Annotated in this window: 17 protein-coding genes; 2 read left to right on the top strand and 15 right to left on the bottom strand. The window is 69.4% G+C overall.

Annotated elements, in window-relative coordinates; translation table 11 throughout:
- Window positions 1-50: 50 nt before the first annotated feature.
- The 4 genes from hisH to ACIOSR_RS09660 all read right to left on the bottom strand — a co-directional run bounded on the left by hisH (window position 51) and on the right by ACIOSR_RS09660 (window position 2,855).
- Window positions 51-689 (bottom strand): imidazole glycerol phosphate synthase subunit HisH, encoded by a 639-nt coding sequence (gene hisH / locus ACIOSR_RS09675; protein WP_402752476.1) that lies wholly within the window; start codon window positions 687-689, stop codon window positions 51-53.
- Window positions 686-1,303, bottom strand: a complete 618-nt coding sequence (gene hisB / locus ACIOSR_RS09670; RefSeq protein WP_056048065.1) for an imidazoleglycerol-phosphate dehydratase HisB — start codon at window positions 1,301-1,303, stop codon at window positions 686-688. The genes hisH and hisB overlap by 4 nt, the downstream gene beginning before the upstream one ends.
- Entirely contained in the window at window positions 1,300-2,385 is a 1,086-nt protein-coding gene (locus ACIOSR_RS09665) for a histidinol-phosphate transaminase (RefSeq protein WP_173152304.1), read from the bottom strand. The genes hisB and ACIOSR_RS09665 overlap by 4 nt, the downstream gene beginning before the upstream one ends.
- A gap of 101 nt (window positions 2,386-2,486) precedes the next feature.
- The gene (locus ACIOSR_RS09660) at window positions 2,487-2,855 is read right to left on the bottom strand and encodes a hypothetical protein (RefSeq protein WP_402752475.1); all 369 of its coding nucleotides are present in this window, start codon (window positions 2,853-2,855) and stop codon (window positions 2,487-2,489) included.
- Between the two features lie 272 nt (window positions 2,856-3,127).
- Between ACIOSR_RS09660 and lexA the strand changes: the two genes are divergently transcribed.
- Window positions 3,128-3,841 carry a transcriptional repressor LexA gene (gene lexA, locus ACIOSR_RS09655; protein WP_402752474.1) on the top strand — a complete coding sequence of 238 codons (714 nt, stop codon included), beginning with the start codon at window positions 3,128-3,130 and terminating at the stop codon, window positions 3,839-3,841.
- 96 nt (window positions 3,842-3,937) lie between these two features.
- Here lexA and hflX read toward each other — a convergent pair whose 3' ends face one another.
- Window positions 3,938-5,485: a GTPase HflX gene (gene hflX / locus ACIOSR_RS09650; protein WP_123571780.1), complete on the bottom strand. Its 1,548-nt coding sequence runs from the start codon at window positions 5,483-5,485 to the stop codon at window positions 3,938-3,940.
- Window positions 5,486-5,561: 76 nt separating this feature from the next.
- Here hflX and ACIOSR_RS09645 point away from each other — a divergent pair, with 76 nt between their 5' ends.
- Window positions 5,562-6,182, top strand: coding sequence for a class I SAM-dependent methyltransferase (locus ACIOSR_RS09645; protein ID WP_402752473.1), 621 nt, complete (start codon window positions 5,562-5,564; stop codon window positions 6,180-6,182).
- Between the two features lie 42 nt (window positions 6,183-6,224).
- On the opposite strand, the gene dapF is transcribed toward ACIOSR_RS09645, so the two are convergent.
- The 10 genes from dapF to ACIOSR_RS09595 all read right to left on the bottom strand — a co-directional run bounded on the left by dapF (window position 6,225) and on the right by ACIOSR_RS09595 (window position 16,534).
- The gene (gene dapF / locus ACIOSR_RS09640) at window positions 6,225-7,103 is read right to left on the bottom strand and encodes a diaminopimelate epimerase (RefSeq protein ID WP_402752472.1); all 879 of its coding nucleotides are present in this window, start codon (window positions 7,101-7,103) and stop codon (window positions 6,225-6,227) included.
- Window positions 7,100-8,011, bottom strand: a complete 912-nt coding sequence (gene miaA / locus ACIOSR_RS09635; RefSeq protein ID WP_173152319.1) for a tRNA (adenosine(37)-N6)-dimethylallyltransferase MiaA — start codon at window positions 8,009-8,011, stop codon at window positions 7,100-7,102. The genes dapF and miaA overlap by 4 nt, the downstream gene beginning before the upstream one ends.
- 1 nt (window position 8,012) lies before the next feature.
- Window positions 8,013-9,590 (bottom strand): tRNA (N6-isopentenyl adenosine(37)-C2)-methylthiotransferase MiaB, encoded by a 1,578-nt coding sequence (gene miaB, locus ACIOSR_RS09630; protein WP_173152322.1) that lies wholly within the window; start codon window positions 9,588-9,590, stop codon window positions 8,013-8,015.
- Between the two features lie 37 nt (window positions 9,591-9,627).
- On the bottom strand, window positions 9,628-10,449 hold the full coding sequence (locus ACIOSR_RS09625; protein ID WP_173152325.1) for a regulatory protein RecX: 822 nt from the start codon (window positions 10,447-10,449) through the stop codon (window positions 9,628-9,630).
- Window positions 10,446-11,507, bottom strand: coding sequence for a recombinase RecA (gene recA / locus ACIOSR_RS09620; protein ID WP_056048091.1), 1,062 nt, complete (start codon window positions 11,505-11,507; stop codon window positions 10,446-10,448). The genes ACIOSR_RS09625 and recA overlap by 4 nt, the downstream gene beginning before the upstream one ends.
- A gap of 294 nt (window positions 11,508-11,801) precedes the next feature.
- Entirely contained in the window at window positions 11,802-12,026 is a 225-nt protein-coding gene (locus tag ACIOSR_RS09615) for a DUF3046 domain-containing protein (protein WP_159826807.1), read from the bottom strand.
- Between the two features lie 70 nt (window positions 12,027-12,096).
- Window positions 12,097-12,405, bottom strand: a complete 309-nt coding sequence (locus ACIOSR_RS09610; protein WP_043596680.1) for a helix-turn-helix domain-containing protein — start codon at window positions 12,403-12,405, stop codon at window positions 12,097-12,099.
- Between the two features lie 149 nt (window positions 12,406-12,554).
- Window positions 12,555-13,046 carry a CinA family protein gene (locus tag ACIOSR_RS09605; RefSeq protein WP_056048098.1) on the bottom strand — a complete coding sequence of 164 codons (492 nt, stop codon included), beginning with the start codon at window positions 13,044-13,046 and terminating at the stop codon, window positions 12,555-12,557.
- The gene (gene pgsA, locus ACIOSR_RS09600) at window positions 13,043-13,690 is read right to left on the bottom strand and encodes a CDP-diacylglycerol--glycerol-3-phosphate 3-phosphatidyltransferase (protein WP_200412496.1); all 648 of its coding nucleotides are present in this window, start codon (window positions 13,688-13,690) and stop codon (window positions 13,043-13,045) included. Before pgsA ends, ACIOSR_RS09605 begins: the two co-directional genes overlap by 4 nt.
- A 3-nt stretch (window positions 13,691-13,693) precedes the next feature.
- Window positions 13,694-16,534, bottom strand: coding sequence for a DNA translocase FtsK (locus ACIOSR_RS09595; RefSeq protein ID WP_402752471.1), 2,841 nt, complete (start codon window positions 16,532-16,534; stop codon window positions 13,694-13,696).
- Window positions 16,535-16,537 lie beyond the last annotated feature (3 nt).

Raw genomic sequence — 16,537 nt, 5'->3', positions numbered from 1 at the left:
CGCCGGGCACCGCAGGGTCAGGAGGCGCGATCGGGTCGGTCGCGCCGGGGTCAGAAGGTGCCGAGCCAGTTCGAGAGCAGCCGGATGCCCGGCCGGCCCGACTTCTCGGGGTGGAACTGCGTCGCCCAGAGCGGGCCGTTCTCGACGGCGGCGACGAAGCGGCCGCCGTGGTCGGCCCACGTGACGCGCGGTTCGGTGAAGGGTCGGATCACGTCGAGGGACCACTCTTGTGCGGCGAACGAGTGGACGAAGTAGAACCGCTCGTCGGCCACCCCGTCGAAGAGCACGCTGCCCTCGGCAACGTCGACGGTGTTCCAGCCCATGTGCGGCAGGACGTCGGCCTTCAGTTCGTCGACCACGCCGGGCCACGCCCCGAGGCCACCGGTGCTGTTGCCGCGTTCGACGCCGCCCTCGAAGAAGACCTGCATGCCGACGCAGATGCCCATGACCGGACGCCCGCCGGCCAACCGTCGGTCGATCAGCTCGCCACCGCGGACGGACTCGAGCTGGCTCATGACGGCTGCGAATGCACCGACGCCGGGGACGAAGAGACCGTCGGCCGCCTGCACCCGGGCGCGATCGGACGTCAGCGCGACGTCGGCACCCGCCAACTCGAGCGCCTTGACGGCCGAGTGGACGTTGCCGCTGCCGTAGTCGAGGACGACGACGGAGGGACGCGCGCCGGTCACAGGGCGCCCTTCGTCGACGGGATGCCACTGACGCGCGGGTCGGGCTGGACCGCCTGGCGGAGCGCCCGGGCGAACGCCTTGAACTCGGCCTCGGCGATGTGGTGCGGATCACGCCCGCCCAGCACGCGGACGTGCACGGTGATGCCGGCGTGGAAGGTGATCGCCTCGAAGACGTGGCGGACCATCGAGCCGGTGAAGTGCCCGCCGATGAGGTGGTACTCGAACCCCTCCGGCTCGCCCGTGTGCACGAGGTACGGGCGCCCCGACACGTCGACGACCGCCTGCACGAGGGCCTCGTCGAGCGGGACCAGCGCGTCACCGTAGCGAGAGATGCCCGACTTGTCGCCGAGCGCCTGCTTCAGCGCGGTGCCGAACGTGATGCCGATGTCTTCGACGGTGTGGTGGACGTCGATGTGCGTGTCGCCCTTCGCGGTGACCTCGAGGTCGATCAGGGAGTGCTTCGACAACGCCGTCAGGAGGTGGTCGAAGAACGGCACCGACGAGTCGATCGTCGATCGGCCCGAACCGTCGAGGTCGAGGGCGAGGGCGATGCTGGACTCGCTCGTCTCGCGCGAGAGGGAAGCGGTACGGGCGGCGCGGGTCGTCTCGGTCACGAAGAGAGCCTAATGTCGCGGAGCGCCTCGAGGAACGCGGTGGTCTCGGCCTCGGTGCCTGCACTGACCCTCAGGTGGTTCGGGATGCCCAGGTTGCGGACGATCACGCCCCGCTCGAGCAGGCGCTCGAAGACGTCGGTCGGATCATCGACCCCGCCGAAGAGGACGAAGTTCGACCAGGTGGGCCACGGCTCGTACCCGAGCTCGGTCAACTCGTGCACGATGCGATCACGCTGTGCCTTGATGTCGTCGACCATGGCGAGCATCTCGCTCGCGTGCGAGAGCGCTGCGACGGCCGCCGCCTGCGTCAGGGACGAGAGGTGGTACGGGAGGCGCACCAGACGCAGCGCGTCGGCCACGGCCGGGTGCGCGGCCAGGTAGCCGACCCGGGCACCGGCGAACGCGAACGCCTTGCTCATCGTGCGGGACACGACCAGACGTTCGCGGCCGGCCAGGAGGGTCAGTGCCGTCGGCTGGTCGGCCGGCATGAACTCGGCGTAGGCCTCGTCGACGAAGACGATGCCGTCCGTCGCGTCGTAGGCAGCCTCGATCGTGGCGAGATCGAGAGGGGTGCCCGTGGGGTTGTTCGGTCCGCAGAAGAAGACGATGTCGGGACGGGTGCGCTCGATCTCGGAGATCGCGGTCTCGGGCGAGATGCGGAACCCCTCGTCACGACGACCCTCGATCCACCGGCTGCCGGTGCCCGTGGCGATGATCGAGTGCATCGAATACGTGGGGGGGAACCCCAGGACGGAGCGGCCTGGGCCTCCGAAGGCCTGGAGGAGCTGCTGGATGACCTCGTTGGAGCCGTTCGCCGCCCAGATGTTGTCGCGGGTCAGATCGTGCCCGAGGTAGGCCGCCAGCGAGTCGCGCAGCGTCGTGAACTCACGATCGGGGTACCTGTTGACGTCGAGGACCGCCCGGGCCACCGACTCGACGATGTCGCGAGCGACGTCCTCGGGGATGGGATGCGTGTTCTCGTTGACGTTGAGAGCGACCGGGACCTTTTTCTGGGGAGCGCCGTAGGGCGTCAGCCCCCGGAGGTCGTCACGGATGGGCAGGTCGTCGAGACTGAAGGACACCCCACCATCGTACGGGCGGGCCGACGGTGTGTCGGGTCGGTCGCCACCGTACGAACACGATGTCAGTGGGCCGGACCACCCACCTCGTCGGCGACGGCAGTTCAGCGAGCGTACTGAGCGGGGACGGCGAGGCTCTGCCCGGCGGAGACCTCGGCGCTCGGCAGGTTGTTGAGCGAGACGAGGTCGGCGATGACGTCGCGAGGATCGGCGTCGGGGTCGATCTCGGACGCGACCTGCCAGAGCGTCTCGCCACCGTCGACGGTCACGTGCTGGAAGTCCGCGCGACCCGTCGTGTCGGACGCGACGGCGCCGCCACCGTTGAGGACGAGCGCACCCGCCACGACGACGAGCGGGACCGCGACGAGCCCGGCGACGACCGCGCGGCCCCGCCGGGTGATGCGCAGACGCGTGCGCACGACTCGGGTCGAGTCGACGGGGGACGCAACTGCTGATGCTGAGGTGACGCTCATGAGGTGGTCCTTTCACCGTGGAAGACAGGGGACGAGTTCGTGCCCGGCACTCGGCCGGGAATGCCGGGCGCGAAGACGTGTTCCGAACATACATTCGATTGCCGAGGCTTTCAACCCCCGCGACGGGTATCGCAGGACGGAATCGCTGTGGATCGGGAAGCGATAACGCGACACACTCGAACATGTGTTTTGTCGACACCGCCCGATCGGATACGGTTTCGATCGGTGGTAGGAGTCAAACAGGGACCACCGACATCGACGGCAGGAGACCCATGAGCGACCCGAAGCGCACCCCGCAGGCGGCCACCGACGCCCCCCGTCAGCTCGATCCGGGTGTCCTCCCCCGCAAGGAGTTGACGGCGAAGCAGGAGTCGATCCTCGCCGCGATCACCGAGAGCATCGGACACCGCGGGTATCCCCCGAGCATGCGCGAGATCGGCGACGCCGTCGGCCTCAAGTCCCTGTCGAGCGTCACGCACCAGCTGAACCAGCTCGAACTCGCCGGCAAGATCCGCCGCGACCCGAACCGACCCCGAGCCCTCGAGGTCCTCGTGGACGCGACGGCGCCGTCGGCGGCCCCGGCCACCGTCTTCACGACGAGTGACGACGGCGACACGGCTCACGTCCCCATGGTCGGACGGATCGCCGCCGGCATCCCCATCACGGCCGAGCAGCAGATCGAGGACGTGATGCCCCTGCCGCGTCAACTCGTCGGCAAGGGCGAACTGTTCATGTTGCGGGTGGTCGGCGACTCGATGATCGACGCGGCGATCTGCGACGGGGACTGGGTCGTCGTGAGGCAGCAGCAGGACGCTGAGAACGGCGACATCGTCGCGGCCATGCTCGACGACGAAGCGACCGTCAAGGTGTTCCGCCAGAGAGACGGCCACACTTGGCTGCTTCCCCGGAACAGCGCGTTCGAACCCATTGTCGGCGACCATGCGCAGATCGTCGGCAAGGTCGTCGCCGTGTTGCGCTCCGTCTGATCGTCTCTCGGCGGTCGCGACCCGCCCCGCGCACGACGAAGCGCCGACCACCACACGTGGTCGGCGCTTCGTCGTTCGAGGACGTGGGGCTCGGCGTCAGCGCCCCACGCCCACGGGAGCCACGTAAGGCGTGAGCCCGGCGACGTCACTCGGGTAGACACGGGCGTGGACCCGGGTGCCCTCTTCTTCGTAGTCCGTGCTGACGATGCGACCCGAGTCGTGGAGGTGGGAGACGACGTCGCCGCGGTCGTACGGCACCAACAGGTCGAGCTCGATCTCGGGTTCGGGCAGGACGGCTGCGATGCGGGCCAGCAGCTCGTCGATGCCCTCACCCGTCCGTGCCGAGACGAAGACCGCCGTCGGCTCGAGTCCGAGCAGGACGAGACGCTGGTCGTCGTCGACGAGGTCGCTCTTGTTGTAGACGACGATCTCGGCGATGTCGCGACCGTCGACCTCGGCGATGACGTCTCGGACGGTGGCGAGCTGGGCGGCGGGGTCGGGGTGCGACCCGTCGACGACGTGCACGATGACGTCGGACGCCTCGACCTCCTCGAGCGTCGATCGGAATGCCTCGACCAGCTGGTGAGGGAGGTTCCGGACGAATCCGACGGTGTCGGCGTACGTGAAGGGACGACCGTCGGCCGTCACGCTCTTGCGGACCGTCGCGTCCAGGGTCGCGAACAGCGCGTTCTCGACGAGGACGCCCGCGCTCGTCAACCGGTTCAGGAGACTGGACTTCCCGGCGTTCGTGTACCCGGCGATGGCGACGGTGGGCACCTCGTTGCGGTCACGGTTGGCTCGCTTGGCGTCGCGGGCAGGCTTCATCTCTTTGATCTGCTTGCGGAGCCGGGCCATGCGGGTGTGGATGCGGCGCCGGTCGAGCTCGATCTTGGTCTCACCGGGCCCGCGGCTGCCCATTCCGGCACCCGCGCCTCCGACTTGTCCACCGGCCTGGCGGGACATCGACTCGCCCCAACCGCGGAGACGGGGCAGGAGGTACTCGAGTTGGGCCAGTTCGACCTGCGCCTTGCCCTCCCGGCTCTTGGCGTGCTGGCTGAAGATGTCGAGGATGACGGCCGTGCGGTCGATCACCTTGACCTTGACCACGTCCTCGAGGGCGCGTCGCTGGCTGGGGGCCAGTTCGGTGTCGGCTATGACGGTGTCGGCGCCGAGGGCCGCGACCGTTCCGCGCAGTTCTTCGGCCTTGCCCTTGCCCAGGTAGGTGCTCGGGTCCGGGTTCGGCCGTCGCTGCAGCAGTCCGTCGAGCACGACCGCCCCCGCCGTCTCGGCCAGGGCAGCGAGCTCGCGGAGGGAGTTCTCGGCATCCGCCATCGACCCCTGCGAGTAGACGCCGATCAGGACGACGTTCTCGAGGCGCAACTGGCGGTACTCGACCTCGGTGACGTCCTGCAGTTCGGTCGACAGGCCCGCCACGCGGCGGAGGGCCTGGCGGTCGTCGCGCTCGGACTGATCGCCGTCGGAGTCGCCGTCGTGGTGCAACGAGCGTGTCTGGATGGCCTGAGCCGGCGAGAACACGGTGTAGCCGGATGCCCTCTGGGCTGCACGATCGAGCACGCGCGCGACGACGTCGTCGGGCTGGTCGTTCCGCTCCGGATCGAGCGGGGTCGTGGTGTGGTCTGTCATCGGGGTGATACTAACCCTTTCGGTGTGCGGAGAGCAGGGAGCGAGGCCCTGCCGGATGTTCGGTAGGTTGGCGACCATGGCCAGCGAGCACTACTTCTCCCCCCAGCCCGGCAGCGAGGCCAAGCCCCGGACGATCGAGGTCGTCCTCGCAGGACGGGAGCTGACCCTGACCACGGCTGCCGGCGTCTTCAGCCCCGGCCGCGTCGACCCGGGCACCTCGGTCCTGCTGGCGGGCACGCCGACGCCGCCGAGGGCGGGCCATCTGTTGGACGTCGGGTGCGGGTGGGGCCCCATCACACTGAGCCTCGCGTTGTCGTCACCCGACGCGACGGTCTGGGCCGTCGACGTGAACGAGAGAGTGCTCGACCTCGTGCGCGAGAACGCGCGGTCGGTCGGCCTCGAGAACGTCAACGCCGTGACCCCCGACGGTGTTCCCGACGATCTGCGCTTCGCGGCGATCTGGTCGAACCCGCCGATCCGGGTCGGCAAGGCCGAGCTGCACTCCCTGCTCGAACGGTGGCTCCCCCGCCTCGACGCGGGGTCGGACGCGTGGCTGGTCGTGCAGAAGAACCTGGGGGCCGACTCCCTGCAGCGCTGGATGAACGAGACCATGACCGGCGTCGTGGACGTGACCCGCGCCTCCACCAGCAAGGGATACCGGATCCTGCGTGCCGAGCGACTCAGCGACGCCGACTGATCGGACTTCTCGCCGAGATCTGGACGCCGCCCCCGGCGCGGCTCAGAGTTCGAGCGCGCCGGTGAAGACCAGTTCGGCCGGCCCGCTGAGCGAGACGTGCTCACCATCGGCGTGATGACTCACCGACACGCCCACGACGCCGCCGGGAACCTCGACCAACCAGGCCTCGGGTGCCGAGGCTCCTGCCCAGTACCGCGTCGCCAGGGCGGCAGCTGCCGCACCGGTGCCGCACGACAGGGTCTCGCCGCTGCCCCGCTCGTGGACACGCATGCGGATGCGACCCAGCCCGTCGACCACGAGCGGGTCCGCCGGGACCACGAACTCGACGTTCGCCCCGTCGGCCGGGGCCGGGTCGACGATCGGCACGTAGGTCAGGTCGAGACCGTCCAGTTCGTCGTCGCCGGCGAGTGCCACCACCACGTGGGGGTTGCCCACCGAGATCGGCAGGCCGGGACGCGCCGCGTGCAGCTCGCGCGCCCGCACGACCGGATCGTCGTCGCCGAGCCTCCACGGCCCCAGGTCGATGCGGAAGCCCGTGCCGTCACGACGCACCTCACGCGCGCCGGCCCGCGTGCCGACGACGAGCACGTCGTCCTCGCCCAGCTGGACCAGCCCCCGCTCGAGGAGGTAGCGCGCGAAGACACGGATGCCGTTGCCGCACATCTCGGCCGGGCTGCCGTCGGCGTTGTGGTAGTCCATGAACCACTCGGCGCGCGGCTCGGTCTCGAGCAGGCCCGCCTCGGTGGACAACGCCGCCGTGCGGACCGCACGGATGACCCCGTCCCCGCCCACCCCGAACCTCCGGTCCGCCAGGGCCCGGATCATGGCGGGGCTCAGATCGGTGCCCGCATCGGGATCGGTGAACAGGACGAAGTCGTTGCCCGTGCCGTGCCCCTTGGTGAACTGCAGCGTGGTGGTCACCCCAGGATTCTAGCCACGGCCCGGTCGACCGCCTGGGCGTCGCCCGAGCGGGACCACTCGACGTCGTCGTACCGGCGGAACCAGCTCGCCTGGCGGCGGGCGTAGCGACGGGTGAGGGCCGCCGTGGCATCGATGGCGTCCCCCTCGCCGAGCTCACCCCGGATCTGGGCGACGGCCTGCGCGTAACCGATCGCCCGGCTCGCCGTGACCCCTCGCTCGAGCCCGAGGGGAAGCAGACCCCGTACCTCGTCGACGAGACCGTCTCGCCACATCTGGTCGACGCGTCGGTCGAGACGTTCGACGAGCACGGGGCGCTCCTCGGCCACGCCGAAGACGCTCGACGGCCGCCACGGTGACGACTTCTCGGGCAGCGTTCCCGAGAGGGGACGTCCGGTGAGGTCCCCGACCTCGAGCGCCCGGACGAGACGCCTGGCGTTGGATGGCCCGATCGACGTGGCGGACGCCGGATCGCGCTCTCTCAACAAGTCGTACAGCGCCCCTGCTCCCCGCTCGTCGGCGATCGCTTCGTAGCGACTCCGGATCGCAGGATCGGTGCCGGGGAACCGGAAGTCGAACAACACGCTCGAGACGTAGAGCCCGGACCCGCCGACGAGGACCGGCACCGCCCCTCGCGCGACGATGCCGTCGATGAGGTCCCTGGCTTCGCGTTGATACCACTCGACGCTCGCCTCGTCGGTGACGTCGAGGACGTCGAGGAGATGATGCGCGAAGCCTCGCCGTTCGGCGACCGGCAGTTTGGCCGTGCCGACGTCCATGCCCCGGTAGAGCTGCATGGCGTCCGCGTTGACGATCTCGACCGTCTCGCCCCGGGCGGACAGTGCCTCGGCGAGGTCCAGCGAGAAGGCGGACTTCCCCGTGCCGGTCGCCCCGACGATCGCGACCAGCACGTCAGCGGAGGTCGTCGGTCGTGCTGTAGATCGGCGTCGTCGCCACCCGCAGCGTGGGCAGACCGAGGCTCACCCTCGCCGGCCGAGCCGAGGAGGGGCGGGTCGCGTCACCCCCGGACGGCACCCCGCACGAGGCGGCCTGCGCGGCGTCCCAGGCATCGCCCGCCCGCGTGCGACGGACCTCGTAGAGGGATTCGGGCCCCTCGACCGCATCGGCGAGCAGGTAGAACGGCGCGGCGTCGGTGATCCTCACGCTGACGACGTCGCCGGGTCGCGGAACGGCAGCACCCGTCGGCACCTCGAAGTGGACGAGACGGCTGTCTTCGGCGCGACCCGAGAGACGGTGGGTGGAGGCGTCCTTCCGCCCCTCGCCGGTGGCCACGAGGACCTCGACGGGACGCCCGACCTGGCGACGGTTCTCTTCGGCGGAGATGCGATCCTGAACCGCCGTCAACCGCTCGAACCGTTCTTGGACGACGGCCTTCGGGATCTGGTCGGCCATCTCGCCCGCGGGCGTCCCGGGGCGCACCGAGTACTGGAACGTGAACGCCGAGGCGAACCGGGATCGCTCGACGACCCGGAGGGTCTCGGCGAAGTCGTCCTCGGTCTCGCCGGGGAACCCGACGATGATGTCGGTGCTGATCGCGGCGTCGGGCATGGCCGCGCGCACACGATCGATGATGCCGAGGAACTTCTCGCTGCGGTAGCTGCGTCGCATGGCCCGCAACACCCGGTCGGACCCCGATTGCAGGGGCATGTGCAACTGGGGCATCACAGCGGGCGTCTCGGCCATGGCGGCGATGACGTCGTCGGTGAAGGACGCCGGGTGCGGGCTGGTGAAGCGCACCCGCTCGAGCCCGGGGATCGCGCCGACGGCCCGCAGCAACTTGCCGAAGGCGAGTCGATCGCCGAACTCGACACCGTACGAGTTCACGTTCTGCCCGAGCAGCGTCACCTCGACGGCCCCGTCGTCGACGAGCGCCCCGACCTCGGCGAGGATGTCGCCGGGGCGGCGGTCCTTCTCCTTGCCTCGGAGCGAAGGGACGATGCAGAAGGTGCAGGTGTTGTTGCAGCCGACCGAGATCGAGACCCAGCCGCTGTGCGTGGACTCGCGCTTGGTCGGCAAGGTCGAAGGGAAGACGTCGAGCGCTTCGAGGATCTCGAGCTGGGCCTCGTCGTTGTGCCGCGCGCGTTCGAGCAGCGTGGGCAGGGCACCCATGTTGTGCGTACCGAAGACGACGTCGACCCACGGCGCCCTGTCGAGGATGACGTCCTTGTCTTTCTGGGCCAGGCACCCGCCGACGGCGATCTGCATGCCTTCGTGCTTCTTCTTCAGGCCGGCGAGGGTCCCCAGGGTCCCGTAGAGCTTCTTGTCGGCGTTCTCGCGTACTGCGCAGGTGTTGATGACGACGATGTCGGCCTCGGCTCCGTCGGCGGCCACGTAGCCGGCCGCCTCGAGTGAACCACTCAACCGCTCCGAATCGTGCACGTTCATCTGGCACCCGAAGGTACGGACCTCGTACGTGCGGGCCGGGCCGTCGACGGGCGAGGGGATGCTGGTGGTGGCGACCGTCGTCATGGTGACTCAGTGTAGATCGCCGCCACCCCCGAGCGGATCACTCGAAGCGGACGCCGCCCCGACCGCTGCCACCCCGAGGCAGGGCCTTCTCGATGGCACGACGCACGACCTCGGAGCGGTACCCGCGGCGCATCAGGTACCCGTTGAGACGACGCTCCGCCGTCTCGCGGTCGAGCCCGCGCAACGAACCGGCCCGTTTGCGAGCCCATTCGTCGGCACGTTCTTGCTCTTCGTCGTCGTCCGTGTCGGACAGCGCCTCGTCGATGATCGACGGATCGATTCCACGGGCGCGGAGTTCGGACGTGACGGCCCCGCGGCCCAGCCCCTTGCGCTCTTGCTTCGACCGGACCAGGGTCGCGGCCAGTTCGCTGTCGTCGAGCAGGCCCACCCGCTCGAGCCGAGCGATCTCGTCGGCGACGACCGATTCGTCGAGGTCACGCGAGAGAAGCAGCTTCTCCATCTCGTGAGAGGACACACCACGGCGCGAGAGGGCGTGCAGGCTGACGTTCTCAGCCCGTCGCTTCTGCGCTTCGAGGTCCTCCGGCCCGTCGTCGGGCTGATCGTCGAACCCGGTGGCCTTGGGCCGACCGGCCGCGCCCGCTCGAGAACCTCGCGCGGACGGGTGGTCGGCCTCCGAGGCCAGCGGGGACGCGTCGCCGACCCAGTGGGCGCTGATGGCCGTCAGGACGGCTTCGGAATCGTGGGACGGAGCGTCCGAAGCCGCTGGAGCGACCCTCTCGCCGGACGTCGACGATCCGGTCGCAACACCGAAGAGGGGCGTGACCGGCGCGAGCCGCCCGCTGTCGACGCCGTCGACAGCGGGACCCGCCCCCGTGGCGTCGTCGTCGCGCGTGGTCATGCGCCCTTGCGAGCGGCGATCTTGGCCTCGATCGACTCGACGGGCGCTTCGACGGGCTTGGCACCACCGACTCCGAGCTTGGCGAGGATCTTCTGCTCGATCTCTTGAGCGATGGCGGCGTTCTTGATGAGGAAGTTGCGCGAGTTCTCTTTGCCCTGACCGAGCTGGTCGCCTTCGTACGTGTACCAGGCACCCGACTTGCGGACGATGCCGTGCTCGACACCGAAGTCGATGAGGCTGCCCTCGCGCGAGATGCCCACACCGTAGAGGATGTCGAACTCGGCCTGCTTGAAGGGCGGAGCCATCTTGTTCTTGACGACCTTGACGCGGGTGCGGTTGCCGACCGCGTCGGTACCGTCCTTCAACGTCTCGATGCGGCGGATGTCGAGACGCACGGACGCGTAGAACTTGAGCGCCTTTCCGCCGGCCGTCGTCTCGGGGCTGCCGAAGAAGACACCGATCTTCTCGCGCAGCTGGTTGATGAAGATCATCGTGGTGCCGGTCTGGCTGAGCCCACCGGTCAACTTGCGCAATGCCTGTGACATGAGTCGAGCCTGCAGACCGACGTGCGAGTCGCCCATCTCACCCTCGATCTCGGCACGCGGCACGAGCGCGGCGACCGAGTCGATGACGACGAGGTCGATCGACCCCGAACGGACGAGCATGTCGGCGATCTCGAGAGCCTGCTCACCCGTGTCGGGCTGCGAGACCAGCAGCGCGTCGATGTCGACGCCGAGCTTCTTGGCGTACTCGGGGTCGAGAGCGTGCTCGGCGTCGATGAACGCAGCGATGCCGCCGTTGCGTTGGGCATTCGCGATGGCGTGCAGGGTCAGGGTCGTCTTACCGGACGACTCGGGACCGTAGATCTCGACGATGCGGCCACGAGGGATGCCACCGATGCCGAGAGCGACGTCGAGGGCGATCGAGCCGGTGGGGATCACCGCCACGGGAGCACGCTCGTCGCTGCCGAGGCGCATGACGGCGCCCTTGCCGAACTGGCGGTCGATCTGGGCGAGAGCCGTCTCGAGTGCTTTCTCGCGGTTTTCAACTGAGGGCATGTCGTTCTCCTTCGTGGTGGTCGTCCGTGCGCCTGTAGGCTGTCGCGTCGACGCCGACCGGTGGTGCAAGGTCGTCGTCGCTACGACAAGGCTGGTGTCGCCGGCAAGTGCCGGTGACGCGGGACGTCGATGCGAGAAACGCTACGGGCCACCTCCGACATCGCAGTGGCGGTGGGGGCCCGACGTGTAGAACTCGCTCGTCCACGTCCTTGTGGAGGACGCTACCACCCGTCCGAACAGGTGTTCGACCCATCGGCCTCGGCGTGTCGAACACACGCCCGACCGGGCTGCGCCTCAGTCCGTCGGTTCGGGCAACCCCACACCGTGGCGACGGCCCACGGGGACGCCCTCGGCGTCGCAGAGGGCGAGCCACACGTCGCGGGGTGACTCGCCTTGCGCGATCGCCTGGTCGGCGGTCCTGTCACCGAGCGACTGGATCACGAGATCCCGGGTGACCACCCGACCGTAGGCTTCTCCGAACTCGTCCTCGACGGCCCGGGCGAACTCGCTCTTGCGCATCAGACGAGGGTACCCCGGACGACGAACGCCCCCGGCGGGAGCCGGGGGCGTTCGTGGCGACGAAGGACGGTCAGCGGACCGCGAGGTCGGAGTCGAACTCGGCGACGAGGTCGTCCGGAAGCGTGTCGGGGATCGGGTTCAGCCCCTCGATGACGGCCATGCGGTCACCGACCTCGCGCATGATGACCGAGATGGGCGTCTCGAGGGCGTCCGCGACGGACGCGAGGATCTCGGAACTCGCTTCTTTCTGACCCCGCTCGACCTCGCTGAGGTAGCCGAGGGCGACGCTGGCCTTGCTCGCGACCTGACGGAGCGTGCGACCCTTCTGCAGGCGGAAGTCGCGAAGGACGTCGCCGATTTCTTGACGTACCAGGACCATGGGACCCTCCTTCGGGGACGACCCATCTGCCGGGATGGTTGCAGATGGGGGACGGCGGGTGGTGCTCGGACCGACTGACCACGACTGTAGCCATCGGGGACTGTGCACCTGTTGTGAACTCGAGAGATGTAACGAGACCGAAACGCCGGCTATTCCCTCGTCTCGACCAGCCATCGATCGAGTGCTGCGAGGGATTCGGAGACGGTGGCGTTTCGGATGGCCTGCCGGTCGCCCGCGAGCGAGAGCTCGGCGACGCGGACGTCACCGGGCACCGCCAGACCGACGAAGACCGTTCCGGGTGCGTGACCGCCCTGGGGGTCGGGACCGGCGACGCCGGTGGTCGCGAGACCGATGTCGGCCGGGTGACCGCCTGCGGCCAACCGATCCCGAACCCCGACGGCCATGGACGCGGCGACGTCGGGATGCACGGGTCCGTGTCGCGCGAGCAGTCCTGGATCGACCCCGAGGAGCGTGTGCTTGAGCTCTGTCTGGTAAGCGACCACCCCGCCCAGGACGACGGCCGAGGCTCCGGGCACGGACACGAGTTCGGCGACCAGGGCACCGCCGGTGAGGGACTCGGCGACGGCGACCGTCAGCCCCCTGCTCGTCAACTCGGCCACGAGGTCGGCAGCCACGGTCATGCGGAGGTTCGTCCGTGCTTCATCGCCACACGCAGGTAGTCCGCCCCGGAGACGAGGGTGGCGACCGTGGCCGCCGTCATGAGCACGCCGTTGACCCAGTGCATGCCTTCTCCGACGACGTTCCAGAGGGGGAAGAGCGCCAGCGTCACCGCGACGGCTTGCAGCACGGTCTTGACCTTGCCGCCGCGGGAGGCCGGGATCACCCGGTCCCGCAAGACGGCGAAGCGGTAGACGGTGATGCCGACCTCGCGGACGAGGATGAGGGCGGTGACCCACCACGGCAGCTCACCGAGGATGGTGAGCGAGACGAGTGCGCCACCGATCAACACCTTGTCGGCGATCGGATCGACGATCTTGCCGAAGTCGGTCACGAGGTCGAGGCCACGGGCCAGCATGCCGTCGAGGCTGTCGGTGAGGATCGCGACGACGAACAGGGCAGCGGCCCAGACGCGGAGTGAGCCGTCGGCCCCGTCGTCGATCAGCAACCAGGCGATGAACAGCGGCGCCATGAGTATGCGCACGACGGTGATCACGTTCGCGATGTTGCCGGTGCTGGCGGGCCCGGGCCCTCTCGAGGCCACCCGCCCTCGGAACGAGAAGGCCGAGCGTGGTGCCGTCGGGCGGGAGGCGTCGTCGTGGCTCATGGTCTACTCCCTGCCGGTCAGGTGCCAGGCGTCTTCGCTGCCGGCGTCGACGTCCTCGGCGTACCCACGGGTCATGGCCTCGACCGGATCGCCGTCGTAGTCACCGGCGTCGGCGCGCGCGGCGGAAGAGGACCCGGAAGAGGCGCGGCCGGCGCCGGCGTCGGAGGCCGCGTCGCCCCCGCGCAGCTTCGCGAGCACGCCCGGGAGCTGCTCGGTGGTGACGAGCACGTCGCGAGCCTTCGACCCTTCGGACGGACCGACGATGTCTCGCGACTCCATGAGGTCCATCAAGCGGCCGGCCTTGGCGAACCCGACGCGCAGCTTGCGCTGGAGCATCGACGTCGAACCGAACTGCGTGCTGACCACGAGCTCGGCAGCCGCGAGGAGCAACTCGAGGTCGTCGCCGATGTCACCGTCGATCTCGCGCTTCTCGACCACCGCGGCGACGTCGGGGCGGTAGTCGGGTCGCGCCTGGCGGGTGACGTGGGCCACGACCTGGGCGATCTCGTTCTCTTGCACCCAGGCGCCCTGGACGCGCATGGCCTTGGAAGCACCCATGGGGAGGAACAGCCCGTCGCCCTGACCGATGAGCTTGTCGGCCCCGGGCTGGTCGAGGATCACCCGCGAGTCGGTGACGCTCGAGACGGCGAACGCGAAGCGCGAGGGGACGTTCGCCTTGATGAGTCCGGTCACGACGTCGACCGAGGGGCGTTGCGTCGCGAGAACGAGGTGGATTCCGGACGCACGGGCCAGCTGGGTGATGCGGACGATGCTGTCCTCGACGTCGCGCGGAGCCACCATCATGAGGTCGGCCAACTCGTCGACGACCACGAGGAGGTAGGGGTACGGCTTGAGCTTGCGCTGACTGCCGACGGGGAGGACGATCTCGCCACCGACGACGGCGCGGTTGAAGTCGTCGATGTGCCGGAAGCCGAAGCTGGCGAGGTCGTCGTACCTCATGTCCATCTCTTTGACGACCCATTGCAAGGCCTCGGCGGCCTTCTTGGGGTTCGTGATGATGGGCGTGATCAGGTGCGGCACGCCGGCGTAGATCGAGAGCTCGACCCGCTTGGGGTCGATCAGCACCATGCGGACGTCGGTCGGCTTGGCGCGCATCAACAACGAGGTGATCATCGAGTTGATGAAGCTGGACTTGCCCGACCCGGTGGCGCCGGCCACGAGCAGGTGCGGCATCTTGGCCAGGTTGGCCACGACGTAGCCGCCCTCGACGTCCTTGCCGACGCCGATCGTGAGCGGGTGGACGCTCTTGCTCGCCGCTGAGGACCGCAGGACGTCGCCGAGCGCGACGATCTCTTTGTCGGTGTTGGGGATCTCGACGCCGATCGCACTCTTGCCGGGGATCGGCGACAGGATGCGGACCTCGTTGGAGGCCACCGCGTAGGCGAGATTCTTGGTCAGGGCGGTGACCCGCTCGACCTTGACGCCGGGACCGAGTTCGATCTCGTACCGCGTGACGGTCGGACCGCGCTTGAGGCCGGTCACCTTGGCGTCGACGTTGAACTGGTCGAGCACCTGGCTGATGGCGGCCACGATCGCGTCGTTCGCCTCGCTGCGGGCCTTCGCGGGCTCGCCGACCGACAGGCTCGAGGCGGCGGGGAGGCGATACGGGGCGCTCTCGGCACCGTCGTCGACCTCGTCGAGAGAGGGCGGTGCCGCCTCGTCGGGGTCGACCGCCAGGAAGTCGGCCGCTGCGTCGCTCTCGCCGACGGGCTCGGCCGGGACGACCGGGAGCACCGTGGTCGACGCGGTGGGCTGAACGGACGGGACGTCGAACCCCTGGGCACGGACGGCGTCCTCTGCCCGATCGAGGTCGCCGAGGAGGTCGGCGGAGAAGACGTCGGTCGGAGCCGTCGTCGGCGCGGCGGAGCCTGCCGCCCCCGCCGCGGCGGCGTTGCCCGCGTCGTCCACGCTCGGCTCGAAGACGGGCTTCTTCCGTCGACGTCGTCCGGACGTCTCGGTGGCGGACGACTCGTCCGCCTTCACGAGTGGGGTGTCGTATGCAGGGTCGTCCTCGCGCTGGTCCTTGTTCCGCCGCCACCAGGGCAACGACTCGGACTCGGCCAGGTCGACGAGGTCGGGATCGGCGTCGGCCCCGTCCGCAGCCGAGGTCGTCTCGCCGAAGAGGTAGGAGTAGAGCTCGCCCAGACGGCGGTGGATGCGGTTCGGCGGCGTCTTGGTGATGATGAGCAGCGAGAACGCCAGGAGGATCACGACGAGAGGGACCGCGACCCACTCGGTGGCGAGAGCGACGAGCCAGGACGCCACGACCCAACCCAGCACGCCGCCACCGGTGGCGAGGGCCCGGAGCCCGGCGGCGGCCTCGGGTTGACCTCCGAAGATGTGGCACAGAGCGCTGATCGAGACGATGGACAGGCCCAGTCCGATGCCGATGCGGGTGTTGTCGTGGACGGACGCCGGGTGCCGGAAGAGCCAGCCCGCGAAGAGGATCATGATGACCGGCAGGGCGTAGGCCACCCGCCCCACGAGCCCGCCGAAGGTGTAGGCGTCGAAGCCGACCGCGAGGGGGCTGGTCGGGTTGAGCCACTCGACGACGGCCCCGGCGATCGCGAGCAGCACGAGTAGGAACGGCACGCCGTCTCGCCGCTCGTCTTTCGCCAGGGACTCTTTGCCCAGGAGCCGGAACGCGCCCCCGGTCAGGTGCGCGAGCCCCATCCACGCCGTCACGAACGGCCCTGGGCCGTCCGGGACCGGGTCGGGCTGACGGGACGCGGGCAGCTTCTTGGTCGCCTTCGTGACGCCGGAGGTCTGCGACGCTCGCGACGACGAGCGAGCGCGCGCGGTCGACTTGGTGGGCGTGGCCATGGG

The organism is Frigoribacterium sp. NPDC087798 (assembly GCF_044742985.1).
Taxonomy (GTDB): domain Bacteria; phylum Actinomycetota; class Actinomycetes; order Actinomycetales; family Microbacteriaceae; genus Frigoribacterium.
This window is presented reverse-complemented; position numbering and strand designations above follow the sequence as displayed.

Coding starts and splice junctions, on each gene's coding strand:
- ACIOSR_RS09660 (WP_402752475.1), bottom strand. CDS start 2,855: ATGAGCGTCACCTCAGCATCAGCAGTTGCGTCCCCCGTCGACTCGACC.
- lexA (WP_402752474.1), top strand. CDS start 3,128: ATGAGCGACCCGAAGCGCACCCCGCAGGCGGCCACCGACGCCCCCCGT.
- hflX (WP_123571780.1), bottom strand. CDS start 5,485: ATGACAGACCACACCACGACCCCGCTCGATCCGGAGCGGAACGACCAG.
- ACIOSR_RS09645 (WP_402752473.1), top strand. CDS start 5,562: ATGGCCAGCGAGCACTACTTCTCCCCCCAGCCCGGCAGCGAGGCCAAG.
- miaB (WP_173152322.1), bottom strand. CDS start 9,590: ATGACGACGGTCGCCACCACCAGCATCCCCTCGCCCGTCGACGGCCCG.
- ACIOSR_RS09625 (WP_173152325.1), bottom strand. CDS start 10,449: ATGACCACGCGCGACGACGACGCCACGGGGGCGGGTCCCGCTGTCGAC.
- recA (WP_056048091.1), bottom strand. CDS start 11,507: ATGCCCTCAGTTGAAAACCGCGAGAAAGCACTCGAGACGGCTCTCGCC.
- ACIOSR_RS09615 (WP_159826807.1), bottom strand. CDS start 12,026: ATGCGCAAGAGCGAGTTCGCCCGGGCCGTCGAGGACGAGTTCGGAGAA.
- ACIOSR_RS09610 (WP_043596680.1), bottom strand. CDS start 12,405: ATGGTCCTGGTACGTCAAGAAATCGGCGACGTCCTTCGCGACTTCCGC.
- ACIOSR_RS09605 (WP_056048098.1), bottom strand. CDS start 13,046: ATGACCGTGGCTGCCGACCTCGTGGCCGAGTTGACGAGCAGGGGGCTG.
- pgsA (WP_200412496.1), bottom strand. CDS start 13,690: ATGAGCCACGACGACGCCTCCCGCCCGACGGCACCACGCTCGGCCTTC.
- ACIOSR_RS09595 (WP_402752471.1), bottom strand. CDS start 16,534: ATGGCCACGCCCACCAAGTCGACCGCGCGCGCTCGCTCGTCGTCGCGA.